Origin of the sequence: Pseudomonas sp. GCEP-101 (assembly GCF_025133575.1) — a bacterium.
Lineage (GTDB): Bacteria > Pseudomonadota > Gammaproteobacteria > Pseudomonadales > Pseudomonadaceae > Pseudomonas > Pseudomonas nitroreducens_B.
Genome location: NZ_CP104011.1, coordinates 4,620,772 through 4,637,698 on the forward strand (window position 1 = coordinate 4,620,772; position 16,927 = coordinate 4,637,698).

At 69.6% G+C, this 16,927-nt stretch carries 12 protein-coding genes; 4 read left to right on the top strand and 8 right to left on the bottom strand.

Annotated elements, in window-relative coordinates:
- Positions 1-51: 51 nt before the first annotated feature.
- The 7 genes from glgX to N0B71_RS21115 all read right to left on the bottom strand — a co-directional run bounded on the left by glgX (position 52) and on the right by N0B71_RS21115 (position 11,324).
- Positions 52-2,178, bottom strand: a complete 2,127-nt coding sequence (gene glgX / locus N0B71_RS21085) for a glycogen debranching protein GlgX (RefSeq protein ID WP_259754706.1) — start codon at positions 2,176-2,178, stop codon at positions 52-54.
- A 16-nt stretch (positions 2,179-2,194) separates the two neighbouring features.
- Positions 2,195-2,650 carry a DUF2934 domain-containing protein gene (locus tag N0B71_RS21090; RefSeq protein WP_259754707.1) on the bottom strand — a complete coding sequence of 152 codons (456 nt, stop codon included), beginning with the start codon at positions 2,648-2,650 and terminating at the stop codon, positions 2,195-2,197.
- On the bottom strand, positions 2,647-5,373 hold the full coding sequence (treY, locus tag N0B71_RS21095) for a malto-oligosyltrehalose synthase (protein WP_259754708.1): 2,727 nt from the start codon (positions 5,371-5,373) through the stop codon (positions 2,647-2,649). Before treY ends, N0B71_RS21090 begins: the two co-directional genes overlap by 4 nt.
- A complete protein-coding gene (gene malQ / locus N0B71_RS21100) occupies positions 5,366-7,420 on the bottom strand; it encodes a 4-alpha-glucanotransferase (protein WP_259754709.1) in 2,055 nt (684 codons plus the stop codon). The genes treY and malQ overlap by 8 nt, the downstream gene beginning before the upstream one ends.
- Positions 7,420-9,180 carry a malto-oligosyltrehalose trehalohydrolase gene (gene treZ / locus N0B71_RS21105; protein ID WP_259754710.1) on the bottom strand — a complete coding sequence of 587 codons (1,761 nt, stop codon included), beginning with the start codon at positions 9,178-9,180 and terminating at the stop codon, positions 7,420-7,422. The genes malQ and treZ overlap by 1 nt, the downstream gene beginning before the upstream one ends.
- Complete coding sequence (glgA, locus tag N0B71_RS21110) at positions 9,177-10,706, bottom strand: glycogen synthase GlgA (RefSeq protein WP_259754711.1); 1,530 nt, start codon at positions 10,704-10,706, stop codon at positions 9,177-9,179. The genes treZ and glgA overlap by 4 nt, the downstream gene beginning before the upstream one ends.
- Before the next feature lie 414 nt (positions 10,707-11,120).
- Positions 11,121-11,324, bottom strand: coding sequence for a DUF2934 domain-containing protein (locus N0B71_RS21115; RefSeq protein ID WP_259754712.1), 204 nt, complete (start codon positions 11,322-11,324; stop codon positions 11,121-11,123).
- An 87-nt stretch (positions 11,325-11,411) separates the two neighbouring features.
- On the opposite strand from N0B71_RS21115, the gene N0B71_RS21120 reads away from it, so the two are divergent.
- Positions 11,412-12,521 carry a DUF3182 family protein gene (locus N0B71_RS21120; protein WP_259754713.1) on the top strand — a complete coding sequence of 370 codons (1,110 nt, stop codon included), beginning with the start codon at positions 11,412-11,414 and terminating at the stop codon, positions 12,519-12,521.
- The gene (locus N0B71_RS21125; protein ID WP_259754714.1) at positions 12,508-13,293 is read left to right on the top strand and encodes an alpha/beta hydrolase family protein; all 786 of its coding nucleotides are present in this window, start codon (positions 12,508-12,510) and stop codon (positions 13,291-13,293) included. The genes N0B71_RS21120 and N0B71_RS21125 overlap by 14 nt, the downstream gene beginning before the upstream one ends.
- A 329-nt stretch (positions 13,294-13,622) precedes the next feature.
- On the opposite strand, the gene N0B71_RS21130 is transcribed toward N0B71_RS21125, so the two are convergent.
- Positions 13,623-14,138 (bottom strand): DUF4142 domain-containing protein, encoded by a 516-nt coding sequence (locus N0B71_RS21130; RefSeq protein ID WP_259754715.1) that lies wholly within the window; start codon positions 14,136-14,138, stop codon positions 13,623-13,625.
- 191 nt (positions 14,139-14,329) lie between these two features.
- On the opposite strand from N0B71_RS21130, the gene N0B71_RS21135 reads away from it, so the two are divergent.
- Positions 14,330-16,279 (top strand): hybrid sensor histidine kinase/response regulator, encoded by a 1,950-nt coding sequence (locus tag N0B71_RS21135; protein WP_259754716.1) that lies wholly within the window; start codon positions 14,330-14,332, stop codon positions 16,277-16,279.
- 66 nt (positions 16,280-16,345) lie between these two features.
- Entirely contained in the window at positions 16,346-16,486 is a 141-nt protein-coding gene (locus N0B71_RS21140) for a hypothetical protein (RefSeq protein WP_259754717.1), read from the top strand.
- Positions 16,487-16,927: the final 441 nt, after the last annotated feature.

Consider the following 16,927-nt stretch of genomic DNA (forward strand, 5'->3'; position numbering starts at 1 on the left):
AAGTTCCGACCCGACGGAGCGGGCCGGCGTTCAGAGGGATTGCCCCAGTGGTCATTCCTCGCTGCGGCGCAGGGTGAACAGCGCCAGCGAGCGCCCGGCCAGCGGGTAGGCGGCGCCGAATTCCCAGTTGTGCTCGGGGTCCTGCGGCGAGGCGGTGTCCAGCAGGAACTGCCAGTCGCGGCCCTGGGCGGTTTCCGGGAGGATGAAGTCGAGGCCTTCGTGCCCGGCGTTCACCAGCAGGAGCAGGGTGGCGTCGCCGCCGCTGCGGCGGATGCCGGTGGGCTGGGCGCGGCCGTCCATGAGCATGCCCAGGCTGCGCCGCTGCGGATCGTGCCAGCGGTCCTCGGTCATTTCCTCGCCTTCGGGGGCGAGCCAGGTGACGTCGCGTACACCCAGTTCCTCGTTGTACTCGCCAACCAGGAAGCGCCCGCGCCGCAGGATCGGGTAGGCCTGGCGCAGGCGGATCAGCCGGCGGGTGAAGGCCAGCAGCTCGCGGCCCTCGTCGTCGAGGTTCCAGTCCACCCAGCCCAGTTCGTTGTCCTGGCAGTAGACGTTGTTGTTGCCCTGCTGGGTGCGGCTGAATTCGTCACCGGCCAGCAGCATTGGCGTGCCCTGGGAGAGCAGCAGGGTGGCCATCAGGTTGCGCATCTGCTGCAGGCGCAGGCGGCGGATGTCGGCATCCTCGGTGGGGCCTTCGACGCCGTGGTTCCACGAGCGGTTGTCGTCGCTGCCGTCGCGGTTGTCTTCGCCGTTGGCCTCGTTGTGCTTGTGGTCGTAGGTCACCACGTCGCGCAGGGTGAAGCCGTCGTGCGCGGTGATGAAGTTGACCGAGGCATAGGGGCGCCGGCCGCGCTGGTTGTACAGGTCGCCCGAGGCGGTCAGGCGCCGCGCCAGGTCCGGCAGCTGGCCTTCGTCGCCGCGCCAGAAGCTGCGCACGGTGTCGCGGAAGCGGTCGTTCCACTCCACCCAGCCGGGCGGGAAGCCGCCCACCTGGTAACCGCCGGGGCCGCAGTCCCAGGGTTCGGCGATGAGCTTGCGGTGGCTCAGCACCGGGTCCTGGCGGCAGGCGACGAGGAAGCTGTGGCGCTCGTCGAAGCCGTCGGCGTAGCGGCCGAGGATCGACGCCAGGTCGAAGCGGAAGCCGTCCACGCGCATCTCCGTGGCCCAGTAGCGCAGCGAGTCGGTGACCATCTGCAGCACGCAGGGGTGGCTCAGGTCCAGGGTGTTGCCGGTGCCCGAATCGTTGACGTAGTAGCGTCGGTTGTCCGCCTGCAGGCGGTAGTAGGAGACGTTGTCGATGCCGCGCATGGACAGGGTCGGGCCGAGCTCGTTGCCCTCGGCGGTGTGGTTGTAGACCACGTCGAGGATCAGCTCGATGCCGGCCGCGTGCAGGTGCGCGACCATCTCCTTGAACTCGTTGATATGGCCGCTGGCGAGATAGCGGGCCTGGGGCGCGAAGAAGGCGATGGTGTTGTAGCCCCAGTAATTGGCCATGCCCTTTTCCAGCAGGTGCTTGTCGTCGAGGAAGCCGTGCACCGGCAGCAGCTCCAGGCTGGTGATGCCCAGTTGCCGCAGGTGTTGCAGCAGCTCGGCGTTCATCAGCCCCGCGCAGGTGCCGCGCAGGCGCTCCGGCACCGCGGGGTGCTGCATGGTCAGGCCGCGCAGGTGGGCTTCGTAGATCACCGTCTCGTTCCACGGCACGCGCACCGGCTGCTGTTCGCCCCAGGTGAAGGCCGGGTCGATGACCTTGCACTTGGGCACGAACGCCGCGCTGTCGCGCTCATCGAAACTCAGGTCGGCGTCGGGCGAGCCGATGGTGTAGCCGAACAGCGATTCCGACCATTTCAGCTCCCCGACCAGCTGCCGGGCGTAGGGGTCGATCAGCAGCTTGTTGGGGTTGAAGCGGTGCCCGGCGTCGGGCTCGTAGGGGCCGTATACGCGGTAGCCGTAGATCTGCCCCGGATGGGCGTCGGGCAGGTAGCCGTGCCAGATCTCGTCGCTGTATTCGGGCAACTCGATGCGTTCGATCTCGCGCTTGCCCTGGGCGTCGAACAGGCACAGTTCGACCTTGGTGGCGTGGGCGGAGAACAGCGCGAAGTTGACGCCCAGGCCGTCCCAGGTGGCGCCCAGGGGGAAGGGGCGTCCTTCGGTGACGCGGGACTGTGCTCGTCGGGTCATTTACCGGCTCCTGGGGTCAGACGGGCTGCTGTTTCTTCGCGCGTGGGCTGCGGGGACCCGGCTCGCCGGGCGTCGCGGCCTCGGCCGCGCTGGCCTTGGGTTTGCGTTTGGCGGTGGGGGTGACGGTCGGTGCGCTCTTCACCGGCTTGGCCTTGGCCGGCGAGCGGCGCGCGGCGGGCTCGGGCGTGGGCGCCACGGTTTCACCCTGATCGTCCCCCGGTACTTCCGGGTGCGCCTTGGGCAGGCGCCCCTTGCGCCGCGGCGGCTCCTGCAGCAGGGCCGGCTTCTCCGGCTCCTGCTCGCTTTCGAAGCGCTGCTTCACCGATTCTTCGGGCTCGGCGTGGTTGACCGTTTCGGCTTCGGCCAGGCTGTGGGCCATGCGCCAGTGGCGCTCCTGCTGACCGTCCGGGCGTCCTTCGGACTCCCAGATCTGGTAGGCCAGTTCGCGGACTCTTGCCTCGTTGACCTTCATTGTTCACCTCCGGATATGAGCAGGTTGACGGGGACCGCGCCGAGCAGGTCGGCCAGGCGGGGTTCCCCGTTGTGCGGTTCGAGCGGGCCGGCCAATCCGTTCCAGCGGATGGCGGCCAGCGACGAGGGCAGGTGCAGGCGCGTGTCCGCCCAGCGTTCGGGCGCGACCTGCGGCAGTGGCGAATCGCCGAGAAGGGCGGCGGCGCAACGGGGCACCACCACCAGCAGATGCTGGCCGGCGTGGCGGCGGACGAAGGCGACCACCTGCGCGGCGTGCTCGCCGCGTACCTCCAGCGGCAGGTAGTCGCCCGCCGTGAACAGGGTCGGCCAGCGTTTGCGCAGGCCCAGCGCGGCGGCCAGTACGGCCTGCTTGATGTGGCCGCTGCGCCAGTCGCGCAGCAGCGCCGGCCAGTCCGGCGGGCCGTCCAGCGCGGCCTCGCGGGCGGCGAAGTCGGGGATGCGGCGGTTGTCCGGGTCCACCAGGCTGAAGTCCCACAGCTCGCAGCCCTGGTAGAGATCCGGCACACCGGGCGTGGTGTTGCGCAGCACGCACTGGGCCAGGCCGTTGAGCGCGCCGGCGGGCATCAGGCTCCGGGCCGCCGTGGCGATGGCCTGGCGCAGCGGCGCGCCGGCGTCCTCCAGCAGCACGCTGGCGAGGAACTGCGCGCAGACCTGCTCGTAGGCTTCATTGGGCGCGCTCCAGTCGCTGTCCAGCTTGGCCTCGCGGATCGCCTTGCGCTGCCATTGCTCGATGCGCTGGTGGTACGCGCGCAGGCCTTCGCGGTCATCGGCGGCCAGTTCCAGCGGCCAGCTGCCGAGCAGGCACTGGTAGAGAATCAGCTCGTCGCCGCCGCTGGGTGCGGGGCCGCGCTCGATGTGCTGGCGCAGTGGCGCGGCGAGCTTCCACCAGCTCCACACCTGGTCGGCGAACCATACGGCGCGCTCGCTGAGCACCGCCAGGCGCGCGCGGCAGTCTTCGCCGCGCTTGTGGTCGTGGGTGGCGGTGGCGAGCATCGCCCGGGGGAAATCGCGCAGACGCTGCAGGCAGGCTTGGTGGAAGGATTCGACGTCGCCGCCGAGGATCTCCGGGTCGAAGCCGACATCGTTGCGCCCCAGCGCGGGCGCCGCGCGGTAGCAGGCAGTGTCTTCCAGGGACTTGGCGGCAATCGGCGGGGTGAGCTGCTGGAAGCGCTGCAGCGCCAGCTTGCGCAACTGCCGCATCGGCCCCGGCGGCTCGCGGCGCAGGGCTTCTCCGCCCAGCATGCGGTCGAGCCAGTCGAGGGTGCGCAGGTCGCTCGGCTCCAGGTGTTGCCGGGCTTCTTCCAGCGCCTGGCTGAAGAAGCGTTGGTCCTGCTCGGAGCGCCCCAGCGCATCGGCGTAGGTGCGGTAGACCGGGAACGCGGCGAGCAGCTGGAACAGCGCGCGGCGGATCGAGCCCAGCGGGATGTCGCGGCTGGCCAGGGTGAAGCGGGCGATGTGCCACAGCTGTTGCGCCAGGCCCTCGACGTCGCCGGCGAACAGCGACGCCAGCACATGCTTGCGGGCCTGGCGGACTTCCTCGGCGAAGCCGTCGTGGCGGCCGCTGACCTCCAGCCAGAGGTGGCGCAGCTGCGGTTCGCCCCGGGCATCGTGCTGCAGCAGCGACACCTGGTTCATGAAGTCGTAGCCGGTGGTGCCCTCGACCTTCCAGTCCGCCGGCAGCGTCTCGCCGGGGCCGAGGATCTTCTCCACGTAGACCGGCGCGCCGCCGGTGGCCCGCCACAGCCGCCGGCAATAGCCGCGCGGGTCGGCGAGGCCGTCGACATGGTCGATGCGCAGGCCGTCGATCAGGCCCTCGTCCATCAGCTGCAGCAGGTAGGCGTGGCTGGCGTGGAAGACGTCCGGGTGTTCGGCGCGCAGGCCCACCAGTTCGTTGATGTCGAAGAAGCGCCGCCAGTTGATGTCGTCCGCCGCCACCCGCCAGTTGGCCAGGCGGTAGTGCTGCTGTTCGATCAGCCGGTGCAGGCTGTGCCAGTCCTCGCGGTAGGAGGCGAGCAGGGTGGCGAGCCGGCCGCTGTCGGCGAGCGGTGCGGCGGCCTCCTGGCACAGTGCCTGCGCCTGCTGACGGCCCTGCGGATGGTGGTGCAGCTCGACGAAGCGCGGCGCCAGGGCCAGCAGCTCGGGGCTGTCGGTGTGGCAGAGGATCATCCCGTAGCTGGACGGGCAGACCGGGAAACGCTGCTCGCCGTAGCGCAGCACGAAGCGCGCGCTTTGGCTGTCGTAATCCAGCTGGATGCGCCCGGCGGTCACCTCGTCGATGTAGTCCTCGCCCAGGCAGGGCAGCAGCACCTGCTGGTCGAGCAGCGGGTCGTCGCTGTGCCAGCGGATGTCGAAGAAGTGCGCGTAGGGGCTGTCCAGGCCCCATTCGAGCACGTCCTGCCACCAGGGGTTGGCGTCGCCGATGCGCATGTGGTTGGCCACGGTGTCGACGATCAGGCCCATGCCGTTGCGCCGCAGCCCCGCCACCAGCCGGCGCAGCGCCGGCTCGCCGCCCAGCTCGTCGCTGATGCGGGTCGGGTCGACGGCGTCGTAGCCGTGGGGCGAGCCGGGCTGGGCGGCCAGCAGGGGCGAGGCGTAGAGGTGGCTGACCCCCAGGCGGGCGAAGTAGTCCAGCCAGGGCAGCGCATCGTCCAGGGTGAAGTCGCGATGGAACTGCAGGCGCAGGGTGGCGCGGATCTCAGTCATGCGCGCGGGCTCCGTCGTCGGCGTGCTGGCGAGCGCGGCGCAGGCGTTCCAGGCGTGCGCGCACCCGCGGGTCGTCGAGCATCTCGCCGGCGTTGCGCTCGAAGCGCCGACGCCAGTTCGGGTGGGTATCGCCGGGACCCGGCAGGTTGGGTTGTTCGATGCAGGCCAAGGCGTCCTCCAGTGGCAGCAACACCAGCGGCGCGGGAGTCGCGCCGAGGAATTCGATGGCGCCATCGAGCACCGGGTCGGCGCTGATGCCGCTGTCGCCCAGCGCCCGGCGCAGGGCTTGGCTTTCGTGCTGGCGGGCGTCGCGCTCGTCGGCCGCGACCTCGCGGGTGCGCTGGCCGAGCTGCTCGCGCCAGTCGATGTCGCGGCCCTGCTGCCAGCCTTCCAGCGTCGGCAGGTCGTGGGTGGTGCTGGTGGCCAGGGCGCCGTCGGGCCAGCGCGCGGGGGCGATGAAGTGCCCGTGCTCCTGCTCGAACAGCAGCACGCGCATGCCCAGGATGCCGCGCTCTGCCAGCGCCTCGCGCAGCCCCGGCGGCACGGTGCCGAGGTCCTCGCCGATGATCACCGCCTGGGCGCGCTCGGCCTCCAGGCAGATCAGCCGCAGCAGGTCGTCGAACGGGTAGTCCAGGTAGGCGCCCTCCTGCGGTTCGGCGCCGCTGGGGATCACCCAGAGGCGGCGCAGCCCGAGGACATGGTCGATGCGCAGGCCGCCGACGTAGCGCAGGTTGGCCCGCAGCATCTCGATGAAGGCGCGGAAGCCGTTGCGCCGCAGGCCGTCCGGGGAGAAGGCGCAGATGCCCCAGTTCTGCCCGGCGCGGTTGAGGATGTCCGGCGGGCAGCCGACGCTGACGCCGGTGAGCAGTTCGTCCTGGCGCATCCACGCCTGGCTGCCGGAAGGTTCGGCGCCCACCGCCAGGTCGGCGATCAGGCCGATGCCCATGCCGGCCGCCTTCGCCTGCTGCTGCACCTGTTGCAGGCCGCGGGCGACCAGCCACTGGCCGAACGCCTGCTGGCTGATGGCCTGTTCCTCGTCGATCATGAAGTGGCCCAGTTCCGCGCTGCCGGCGTTGCGGTATGCCTCGGGCCAGAAGCGCCAGTCCAGGCCGTCGCCGGCTTCGGCGCGGCGCAGTTGCAGGACCTGGAAGCAGCAGTGCTGCAACAGCTCGGCGCCGCCCAGATGGCGGAAGGCGAGGAAGTCCTCGTGCAGCGCGCCGCTGTCGTGCTGGAACTGCTGGTAGAGCTGCTGCAGCAGGCGGTCACGCAACTGGGCGACGCGCAGCCAGTCCACCAGCGGCAGCGCCTGTACGCGCGCCCACTCCTCCTCAAGACCGGCCGCGGCCAGTGCCTGGCGCACCGGTTCGTCGCCCAGCACCAGGCCGGGGGCGGCGTAGAGTTCGTTGAACAGCAGCCGGCTGGAGGGCGAATACGGGCTGTAGATGTCCCGCGAGGCGGGGAACATCGCGTGCAGCGGGCTGATCGCGATGGCGTCCGCGCCCTGCGCCGCGGCGGCGTGGACCAGGTCGGCGAGGGCGGCGAGATCGCCGGCGCCGCCGTCCTGCTCGCGGCGCAGTGCATACAGCTGCGCGGCCAGGCCCCAGACGTGCCGGCGGCCGCCGCAATACTGCTGCACCGAGGGGCAGCGCGGCGGCGCCACGGCGAGGATGATCTCCCGGTCGCCCAGGTGCAGCGGGTAATAGCCGCTTTGCTGGATGGCCGGAATCTGCCCGTGCTGGTCGACGTGGCCCTCGCTGTGGCCGCTGTCGTCCTCGTTGAACAGTCGGTAGCGGGTGCCCGGGCCGACCGGTACGGCAATCGGCTGGCCACGGTCGGCGGTGATCAGTGGCGGCGGTTCGGCGCGGCGCCGCTCCAGCGCGTCCAGGCTCTGGCGGATCTGCTCCGGGGTCTGCGCGGGGAAGCCCAGCGCTTCCAGGACGTTGCGCTGCACCTCGGCGCTCAGGCGCTGCGGGCGGTTGTCGGCATCGATCCAGTCGATGGCCAGGCCCGCTTCGCTGGCCAGGCGTTCCAGTTGCGCGTCATTCATCAGGGCGCCTCCAGGCTCAGGACCAGGGCGCCGCCGCTCAGCCAGCCGTGGCGGTAGTGCGCCGCGTTCTGGCCGCAGCAGAACAGCACCTGGGCGCTTTCCCCCGGTGGTTCGACGCCCAGGTCGTGCGTGCCGAGGTTGAGGTCGATGCGCCACAGGCTGCCGTCGCCCAGGCGCCATTTCGCACTCAGGGCGCGCTCGCCCAGGGGCTGTGCGTCCAGCGCGCGGCTGCCGGGCAGGCGCGGCGTCAGCCAGCGGTGGCGCAGCTCCAGCAGTTCGCGGCAGTGGGTGCGCCAGCCATCGTCACCCTGGTCCGGGCGCGGGCGGGACGCGACGAAGGTCTGGTAGTCGTTGGGGTCGGGAATCCACGCGGCGGCGCCCGGCTCGGAGAACTTACTGAAGCGCTTGAACTCCTCGCGCCGGCCTTCGGTCACGGCCCGCGCCAGCTCGCCCTGGTAATCGGTGAAGAACAGGAAGGGCTGGCGCTCGCCCCATTCCTCGCCCATGAACAGCATCGGCACCATGGGGCTGAGCAGCACCAGGGCATTGGCCGCCCGCAGGTGGCCATCCTGGGCCAGCGTGGTGAGGCGCTCGCCCAGGGCGCGGTTGCCGACCTGGTCGTGGTTCTGCAGGAAGGCCACGAAGGCCTGCGGGCTCAACTGGCCGCTGGGCTCGCCGCGGGCGACACCGCGGTAGTCGGTCTGGCCCTGGAACACGAACCCTTCGCGCAGGCAGCGGCACAGCTGTTCGAGGGGCTGGTGCGCGTAGTCGACGTAGTACGCCTCGTCCTCGCCGGTGAGCAGCACGTGCAGGCAGTGGTGCAGGTCGTCGTTCCACTGTGCATCGAAAACGGGTGCACCGGAGCCCTGCTCAGGCTGCAGCAGGCTGGCCTCGTTGTGCTCGTTCTCCAGGATCAGGTGCAGCGCGCGGCCATCGGCGGCCTGGCGGGCGCGGGCGGCGAGCTGGTGGAGGAAGTCCTTGTCGGCGATGGCGTGCACGGCATCGATGCGCAGGCCGTCGACGCGGTACTCGCGCACCCACATCTCGGCGTTGCCAATGAAGAACTCGCGCACCGCCGGCTGGCGGAAGTCGATGGCCGGGCCCCAGGGCGTGGGCTGGTCGGCGCGGAAGAAGGCGCTGGCGTAGCGCCCCAGGTAGTTGCCCTGCGGGCCGAAGTGGTTGTAGACCACGTCGACGAACACCATCAGGCCCAGGCCGTGGGCGCTGTCGATCAGCCGCCGCAGGGTGTCGGGGTCGCCGTAGGCGCAGGCCGGCGCATAGGGCAGCACGCCGTCATAGCCCCAGTTGCGCCGCCCGGGGAAGGCGTTGAGCGGCATCAGCTCGATGGCGGTGATGCCCAGGGCGGCCAGCTCTTCCAGGCGGCCCTGCAAGGCGGAGAAGCCGTCGAACAGGCCGACGTGCACTTCATAGATCACCGCTTCGTGCCAGGGCCGGCCGCGCCACTGCGGGTGCTGCCAGCGATAGGCGCCGGGGTCGACTACCCGGCTTTCGCCTTCGACGCCGCCGGCCTGGTCGCGCGAGGCCGGGTCCGCCACCAGCAGGTCGTGGTCGATGCGGTAGCGGTAGGTCTGCCCGACGATGGCCGGCACCTCGGCGCTGAACCAGCCATCGTCGGTGCGCTGCAGGTCGTGGCGGGCGCCACCGCCCAGTTCCACCTCGACCCGCTGGGCATCCGGCGCCCACAGCGAGAACCGCACTCTGCCCGCGGGCAGGATCGTCGCTCCATGCGCCAGGGTCATCGCACGGCCTGCGCCGGTACCCGCTGCAGCAGGCGCTGGTAGAGGGCGGTGTAGGGGCGCACGGCGTCTTCCCATGGCAACGGTGACTCCATGGCCTTGCAGCGCATGGCATTGAGTAGTTCGGGGTAGCGGTAGATGTTCAGCGCGCGGCGCACGGCGTCGAAGTAGCTGGCCGGGGTTTCGTCGCGGAACAGCAGGCCGGTCACGCCGTCGATGATGGTGTCGGCCAGCCCGCCGGTGTGCCGGGCGATGGGCAGCGAGCCGAAACGCTGGGCGTACATCTGGCTCAGGCCGCACGGCTCGTAGCGTGACGGCATGAGCAGGAAGTCGCTGCCGGCGTAGATGCGCCGCGCGGTGGTCTCGTCGAAGCCGATGTGCACGCCGACGCGGCCCGGATAACGCTCGGCCAGTTCGCGCATGGCCTGCTCCAGCTCCGGCTCGCCGCAGCCGATGGACACCAGGCGGCCGCCGGCGGCGACCATTTCGTCGGCGATGGCCAGGGTCAGGTCGATGCCTTTCTGATGCACCAGGCGTGACACCACGGCGAACAGCGGGCCGCGACCCGGCAGCAGGCCGAAGGTCTTCTCGACGTACTCGGCGTTGCGGCGCTTGCCGGCCAGGCGGGTGGCGTCGAACCCTTCGACCAGGTGCGGGTCGGTCAGCGGGTCCCAGCCGGCGTCGATGCCGTGGGTGATGCCGCTGAGCTGGCCGCGGTCGCGACGCTGGGCGAGCACGCCGTGCATGCCGCAACCGTGCTCGGGGGCGGTGATTTCGCGGGCGTAGGTTTCGCTCACGGTGGTGATGTGGCTGGCGTGGCTGATGCCGGCCTTGAGGAACGACAGCTTGCCGTAGAACTCCATGCTGCCCGGCAGACCGGCCGCTTCGGGCAGGCCCAGTTCGGCGCAGCAGCCCAGCGGGCAGGCGCCCTGGTAGCCGAGGTTGTGGATGGTCAGCACGCTGGGGGTGATCTGCCCGCGCCAGGCCATGTAGGCCGGGGCCAGTGCGGTGGGCCAGTCGTTGACGTGCAGCAGGTCCGGGCACCAGCCCAGCTCGGTCATGCCGGCGGCGATGTCGGCGGCGGCCAGGCTCAGGCGGGCGAAACGGATGTGGTTGTCGGCCCATTCGTGGCCGTGCTGATCCACATAGGGCGTGCCGGGACGGTCGTAGAGTTCCGGGCAGATCACCGCGTAGACCACCAGCCCGTCGGCCAGCTTCAGCTCGCCGATATCGCAGGCGGGCAATGCCGCCAGGCCGGGCAGGCGGCCGACCACCTTGCAGGCCACCGCACCCTTGAGCACCTGCGGATAGCCGGGGATCAGCACGCGGATGTCATGGTCGGCGAGCAGCGCGCGGGGCAGGGCGGCGGACACGTCGCCCAGGCCGCCGGCCTTGACGAAGTCGCTGAATTCGGAAGTGGCGAAGAGGATTCGCTTGCGTCGCTGGGGCGGCGCGCCGTCGGCCGGGGAAATCGGGGTGAGGTTGACTGTGGCTTCTTCCAGGCGCAGATCGGCCAGCTGGTTGCGCATCGTTGGTTCCTCGCTCGTCTGGGGCTGGCAGCTCCTGCCAGGCCCGTGGTTCTCCATGGTGTCGTGCTGTCCTTCGGGAGACTGGCCCGCCGCGGACGAAGTTTCGAATTTCTGCCGGGGAAGGCGCCGTCGAGGCCTCGGTGGCGTCCCCCGGTCCTTCCATCACGCAGGCCGACATCCGGGCGGCAGGCCGGTTGGCGCGGCGAGCAGCTCTGGGGAGGAGGTCAGGCAGGGATGGACGGTGCGACCGGGAAACCGCTCCGGTCGTCACCTGATACTGTAAGCAGGGTCCGTACCAGTCTTGGATGCGGCCGTAACGCATTGATAGGAAAGGAAATTGCTGCCGGCTCGTGGCGAAGTGCAACCAGCAGAATGCACGATGTGCCGTTTCGCCGGTTGCAATACGCCTTGCCGCTACGCTTCGCGCCGGGGGTTTTGCTTGCCCGTGTAATCGAGGTCCTGGGCGCGCTCGACCGGCAAGGCCCGGCCCAGGTGCTCCTCGGCCATCTGCCAGTGGCGGGCGGCCTGGCCGCTCGGTTTGCCTTCGGCGACCCACAGGTCGTAGGCCTTCTGGCGGATCTGCGCTTCGCGGTCCTGCTCGGTTCGGGTCGGGCTCATCGTGGCCTCCAGCAGTTCGTCATCTGTGTAGAACCGATGACTGTCGCGAAAGTCAGGTGTTCATACAGCCTGACCGAGGGACGCTCCATGAATGATGCCGACCGCCCACGCCTGGTCGTGGCCTGCTCGCTGGACGCGGCTGCGCAGCCCGCCGACCGCCAGACCCACCTGGCGCTGGCCGCCTGGCTGGCGGAGATCCAGGGGCTGGATTTCCGCCCGGAACCCCCCGCACACCGCCAGAGCGGCCAATCGTTCTACTGGGTGCCCGATGCCACGGTGATCGGCCGCGACCAGGCCGCCGAGTTCGGCATCCATGGTCCGCTGGATCTGTTCGGCGGCTTCGTCGAGCGCGACTACCAGGCCGGCAAGGCCATCGTCCACCCGCTGATCGAGCGCCCGACATTGACCCCGCGCGGCTGGAACGATGCCTTCGCCACGCGGGTGAAGCCGCTGGTGCTCGATGGCCACAGCGTGTTCTGCCACAACGATGCGGTGCGCTGCGCCAGCGCCCGCCTGCAGCGCGGCCCGCAACGCCTGAAACCGGCCGCCAGCCGCGGCGGGCAGGGCCAGCAGGTGGTGGCCGACACCGACCAGTTGGCCGAGGCGCTGGCGCGCTACGAGGAGGGCGATTACCAGCAGGGCATGGTGATCGAGGACGACCTCGACGACGCGCAAACCCATAGCGTCGGCCAGGTGATGATCAACGGCGTGCTGCTGAGCTACCACGGCGTGCAGCAGCACAACCGCAACGGTCGCGGCGAGCTGGTCTACGGCGGCAGCGACCTCCTGGTGGTGCGGGGCGACTTCGACTGCCTGCTGGCGCTCGACCTGGTGGAGTCGGTGAAGCTGGCCATCCAGCAGGCGGTGCAATTCGACCGCGCCACGCACCAGTTGCTGCCGGCATTCTTCGCCTCGCGGCGCAACTACGACGTCGCCCAGGGCGTGGATGCCAGCGGCCGGCGCTGTTCCGGCGTGCTCGAGCAGTCCTGGCGCATCGGCGGCGCCAGCGGCGCGGAACTGGCGGCGCTGGAGGCCTTCGTCGGCGACCCGGCGCTGTGCGTGGTGCGCGCCTCGACCTTCGAGATCTTCGAGGACAAGCCGCTGCCGGCGAACACCCGGGTGCTGTATCGCGGCCCCGACGCCCACGGCGATTTCCTCATGAAATACGCAATGGTGGAGCCTTATGTCTTCCAGTGATCAACGCTTTCCCGGTGAGTTCGCCAGTGACGAGCGCATCGACATCGATGTCGGCAGCCTGCGCCTGCAGGGCAACTTCCTCAGCCCGCGCACCCATGTGCCGGGCGTGCTCTTCGTGCACGGCTGGGGCGGCAGCCAGGAGCGCGATCTCAAGCGCGCCCGGGGCATTGCCGGGCTGGGCTGCGTGTGCCTGACCTTCGACCTGGCCGGCCACGGCGCCGGTGAAGCACTGCAGGGCTCGATCACCCGCGAGGACAACCTGCGCGACCTGCTGGCCGCCTACGACCGGCTGGTGGCGCACCCGCGCATCGATCCCAACGCGGTGGCGGTGGTCGGTACCAGCTATGGCGGCTACCTCGCCGCGATCCTCACCGAACTGCGCGACGTGCGCTGGCTGGCCCTGCGCGTGCCGGCGATGTACCGCGACGAGGACTGGAGCGTGCCCAAGCGCGACCTGCCACGGGACGACCTGATGGCCTACCGCGCCAGCCACATCCCCGCGGCCAGCAACCGCGCACTGAAGGCCTGCGCGGCCTTCACCGGCGACGTGCTGCTGGTGGAATCCGAGCACGACACCTACATCCCCCACGCGACCATCATGAGTTACCGAGCGGCCTTCCAGCACACGCACTCGCTGACCCACCGGATCATCGACGACGCCGACCACGCGCTGTCCAGCGAGCGCGCCCAGGAGGCCTACACCGATATCCTGGTGCGCTGGATCACCGAGATGGTGGTGGGCGAACGCTCGAATCGACTGGTGGTGGGATAGGCGCCGAGCCGCTCGGCGCCATGGATTTCTGCGTGTTGAGTATCGCGGACAAGGTCCGCTCCTACGCGCCATGCCGGCTTTTTTGTAGGAGCGGATTCATCCGCGATCCGCCGGCAGGCGGCCGGCTCAGCGCTCCCTTCACTAGCGGATTCCGCGCGACGGATATCGCGGACAAGGTCCGCTCCTACGCACCATGCCGGGCTTTTTTGTAGGAGCGGATTCATCCGCGATCCGCCGGCAGGCGGCCAGCTTCAGCGCTCCCTTTGGCAGCGGATTGCTGCGCGATGGAAATCGCGGACAAGGTCCGCTCCTACGCGTGCTTCCTCCCGCTACTTTGACGGATGCGCCTTCACCAGTTCCTTCGCCATTTCCAGGTGCTGCTGCAGCACCGGCAGGGTCTTCTGCGCGAAGGCCTTGATCTCGGTGTCGGCAGAATTGTTGGCCGCATCGCTGAACAGCTTCACCGCGTCCTCGTGGGCGCCGACCTGGTTGTTGGCGTAGGCCGCGTCGAAGGATTCGTCACGCACGTCCAGCACTTTGGCCTTGGCCTGGTTCACCACGCTGGGCGAATCGGACAGCTCGAGCTTCTGCTTCTGGGCGATGGCCTTGAGCTCGGTGTTGGCCTTGGTGTGGTCGTCGATGATGTGCTGGGCGAAGGTCTTCACGTCCGCGGACTGGCTCTTCTTCAGCGCCAGCTTGGCGGCGTCGATCTCCGCGAGGCCGGCGGCGGACGCCTCGCTGGCGAAGTTCTGCGCCTGGGCGTGGGGATCGGCCGCCAGCAACGGGGTGGCGAACAGCAGGGCGGCGCAGAGTGAGGCGCCGCGCAGGATGGCAGGTCCTTTCATGGGATTCTCCCGGTCGGGTGGACGGATCCTCGCAGGCGCGCGGCCTGTCGAGGCACAGTCGGTTGACGAGCGCAGCGCCACCGGGTTCAGAGTTTTACGCCAGCGGCAATCGCTTGCGCCGCCGGGCGGCATCCGCGGTAGGATGGCCGCGCCTATGCTTTGCTCCAATGAGCCAAGGGAGCGCAGACTTCATGCCCGATACCATCGACAGCACCGCCAAACTCGTCGAGGACGCGCGCTATCGCCTGCTGGTCGAAGCGGTCACCGACTACGCCATCTACATGCTCGACCCGCAGGGGCGCGTCAGCAGTTGGAGCTCCGGCGCGCAGCGCCTGAAGGGGTATGCCGCGGACGAGATTCTCGGCGAGCACTTCTCCCGTTTCTACACCCCCGCCGACCGCGAGGCCGGGTTGCCCGAGCTGGCCCTGGGCGAGGCGGCGCGCGTCGGCCGCTACGAGAGCGAAGGCTGGCGCCTGCACCGCGACGGCACCTCGTTCTGGGCCCACGTCGTCATCGATGCCATCCGCAACGCCGACGGCGAGTTGCTCGGCTTTGCCAAGATCACCCGCGACCGCACCGAACAACACGAGACCGAGGCCGCACTGCGACGCAGCGAGCAGCAGTTCCGCCTGCTGGTCAACGGGGTCACCGACTACGCCCTGTACATGCTCGACCCCGAGGGCCACGTCACCAGCTGGAACCCCGGCGCCGAACGGATCAAGGGCTATCACCCGGAAGAAATCATCGGCCGCCGCTTCGATTGCTTCTACTGCGAGGAAGACCGCGAGGGCGGCATTCCCGAAGCCAGCCTGAGCACCGCGCTGGCCGAAGGGCGCTACGAGGAGGAGCGCCTGCAGATGCGCAAGGACGGCTCGCGCTTCTGGGCCAACATCGTCATCGACCCGGTGCTGGACGACACCGGCAAGCTGCTGGGCTTTGCCAAGATCACCCGCGACATCACCGACAAGCGCCGTGCCCAGGAGGAACTGGAGCGCGCCCGCGACGAGCTGATCCAGTCGCAGAAGATGGAATCCCTGGGCCAGCTCACCGGCGGCGTCGCCCACGATTTCAACAACCTGCTGACGGTGATCCTCGGCGGCCTGCAACTGCTCGAGCGGCAACTGCCGCGCGACAACGAGAAGATCCAGACCGTCTGGCGCAACGCGCTGGAAGCCACGCGCCGTGGCGCCCAGCTGACCCAGCGGATGCTGGCGTTCGCCCGCAAGCAGCGGCTGTTCCCGCAGCCCATCCACCTGCCGGCGCTGCTGCAGGACATGAGCGAGCTGCTGGTCAGTTCGCTCGGGCCGACCATCAGCCTGGAGACGCGCTTCCCGTTGCAACTGGACTGCGTGATGAGCGACCAGAACCAGCTGGAGCTGGCGATCATCAACCTGGCCACCAATGCCCGCGATGCCATGCCCGGCGGTGGCAGCATCACCTTCTCGGCGCGTAACGCCCAGGTCGGGCCGCGCCAGAGCGGCAAGCTGGCGCCGGGGGATTACGTCTGCCTGGCGGTGACCGATTCCGGGCAGGGCATGGACATCGATACCTTGCGTCGTGCGGCCGAACCCTTCTTCACCACCAAGCCGACCGGCAAGGGCACGGGGCTGGGGCTGTCCATCGTTCACGGGTTGGCCCAGCAGCAGGGTGGTGCGCTGATGTTGCGCAGCACGCCAGGGTTGGGCACCACCGCGGAAATCTGGTTGCCGGCGGTGAAGGTCAGGGCGGAGCCCGAGGCACCCGGCGAGGCGCCGTCCGCGCAGGCGCCCGGCGAGCCGTCCGAGCCGCTTGGCATGCGCGTGCTGGTGGTGGACGACGATGCGCTGGTGCTGGCCGGCACCAGCGCCTTGCTGGCCGACCTCGGTTGCCAGGTGGCGCGCAGCGACTCGGCGCGGGCGGCGTTGCAGTTGCTGGAGCAGTCGCAGTTCGACCTGATGATCACCGACTTCGCCATGCCGGACATGGACGGCATGCTGCTGATCCAGCAGGTGCGCGAGGCGCATCCAGGGCTGACCTGCGTGCTCACCACCGGCTATGCCGGCCGACTCGACACGCTGGCCGACTCGGTGCTGCGCCTGCCCAAGCCGTTCGACCGCGAGCAGTTGCTGGCGCTGCTGTTGCAGGTGAAGCGCGCCGGGTAGAAAAACCGAACCTCCGCGCTGCGGGCACGGCCCAATGGGAACCACTGCCCAGCCGGAGGATTCGCCATGCATGCCGCCCCTTACGCCCAGCAACCCCAGCCCCAGGAAGCCCCGCCGGATCGCGAGAGCCAGGTTCCCGAGGACTTCCCCGAAGAAGTGCCCATGCAGCAGCCCCCGGAGGAACCGGTGCCGCGCCCCGAGCAGTGATACCGCGCTGTAGGAGCGGGCCATGCCCGCGATCCGCCGGCGGGCCGGCGCTCAGTGCTGGTGACATGCCTGTCAGCGTCTGCCGGCCTGATGGATTTCGCGGATAAATCCGCTCCCGCCATGCCCACCTGTAGGAGCGGGCCATGCCCGCGATCCGCCGGCAGGGCCGGCGCCTTGTTCGTGCTCGAATGTCGATCCTGTTTGACTGCGTCGACGTGGGCGTTCCCGCGCCGCTTCGGCGTGCGCGCGGACTTCCTGTTTCGCCCCCTCGGGCGAGTTACTTTCTCAAACGACAGAAAGTAACCAAAGGTCTCGCCCCGGACATCCGGTTTTTCGCTGAGGCGAAAAATACCCTCGCTCCATCGCAGTTCCAGGGGCACGCCGCGAAGGGCCATCCCTGGCCCATCGCGGCTCTCGCGGCATCCATGCCGCTCAACCCCT

Excerpts from the sequence above, each read along its gene's own strand:
- glgX (WP_259754706.1), bottom strand. The coding sequence starts at position 2,178 with ATGACCCGACGAGCACAGTCCCGCGTCACCGAAGGACGCCCCTTCCCC.
- N0B71_RS21090 (WP_259754707.1), bottom strand. The coding sequence starts at position 2,650 with ATGAAGGTCAACGAGGCAAGAGTCCGCGAACTGGCCTACCAGATCTGG.
- treY (WP_259754708.1), bottom strand. The coding sequence starts at position 5,373 with ATGACTGAGATCCGCGCCACCCTGCGCCTGCAGTTCCATCGCGACTTC.
- malQ (WP_259754709.1), bottom strand. The coding sequence starts at position 7,420 with ATGAATGACGCGCAACTGGAACGCCTGGCCAGCGAAGCGGGCCTGGCC.
- treZ (WP_259754710.1), bottom strand. The coding sequence starts at position 9,180 with ATGACCCTGGCGCATGGAGCGACGATCCTGCCCGCGGGCAGAGTGCGG.
- glgA (WP_259754711.1), bottom strand. The coding sequence starts at position 10,706 with ATGCGCAACCAGCTGGCCGATCTGCGCCTGGAAGAAGCCACAGTCAAC.
- N0B71_RS21115 (WP_259754712.1), bottom strand. The coding sequence starts at position 11,324 with ATGAGCCCGACCCGAACCGAGCAGGACCGCGAAGCGCAGATCCGCCAG.
- N0B71_RS21120 (WP_259754713.1), top strand. The coding sequence starts at position 11,412 with ATGAATGATGCCGACCGCCCACGCCTGGTCGTGGCCTGCTCGCTGGAC.
- N0B71_RS21125 (WP_259754714.1), top strand. The coding sequence starts at position 12,508 with ATGTCTTCCAGTGATCAACGCTTTCCCGGTGAGTTCGCCAGTGACGAG.
- N0B71_RS21130 (WP_259754715.1), bottom strand. The coding sequence starts at position 14,138 with ATGAAAGGACCTGCCATCCTGCGCGGCGCCTCACTCTGCGCCGCCCTG.
- N0B71_RS21135 (WP_259754716.1), top strand. The coding sequence starts at position 14,330 with ATGCCCGATACCATCGACAGCACCGCCAAACTCGTCGAGGACGCGCGC.
- N0B71_RS21140 (WP_259754717.1), top strand. The coding sequence starts at position 16,346 with ATGCATGCCGCCCCTTACGCCCAGCAACCCCAGCCCCAGGAAGCCCCG.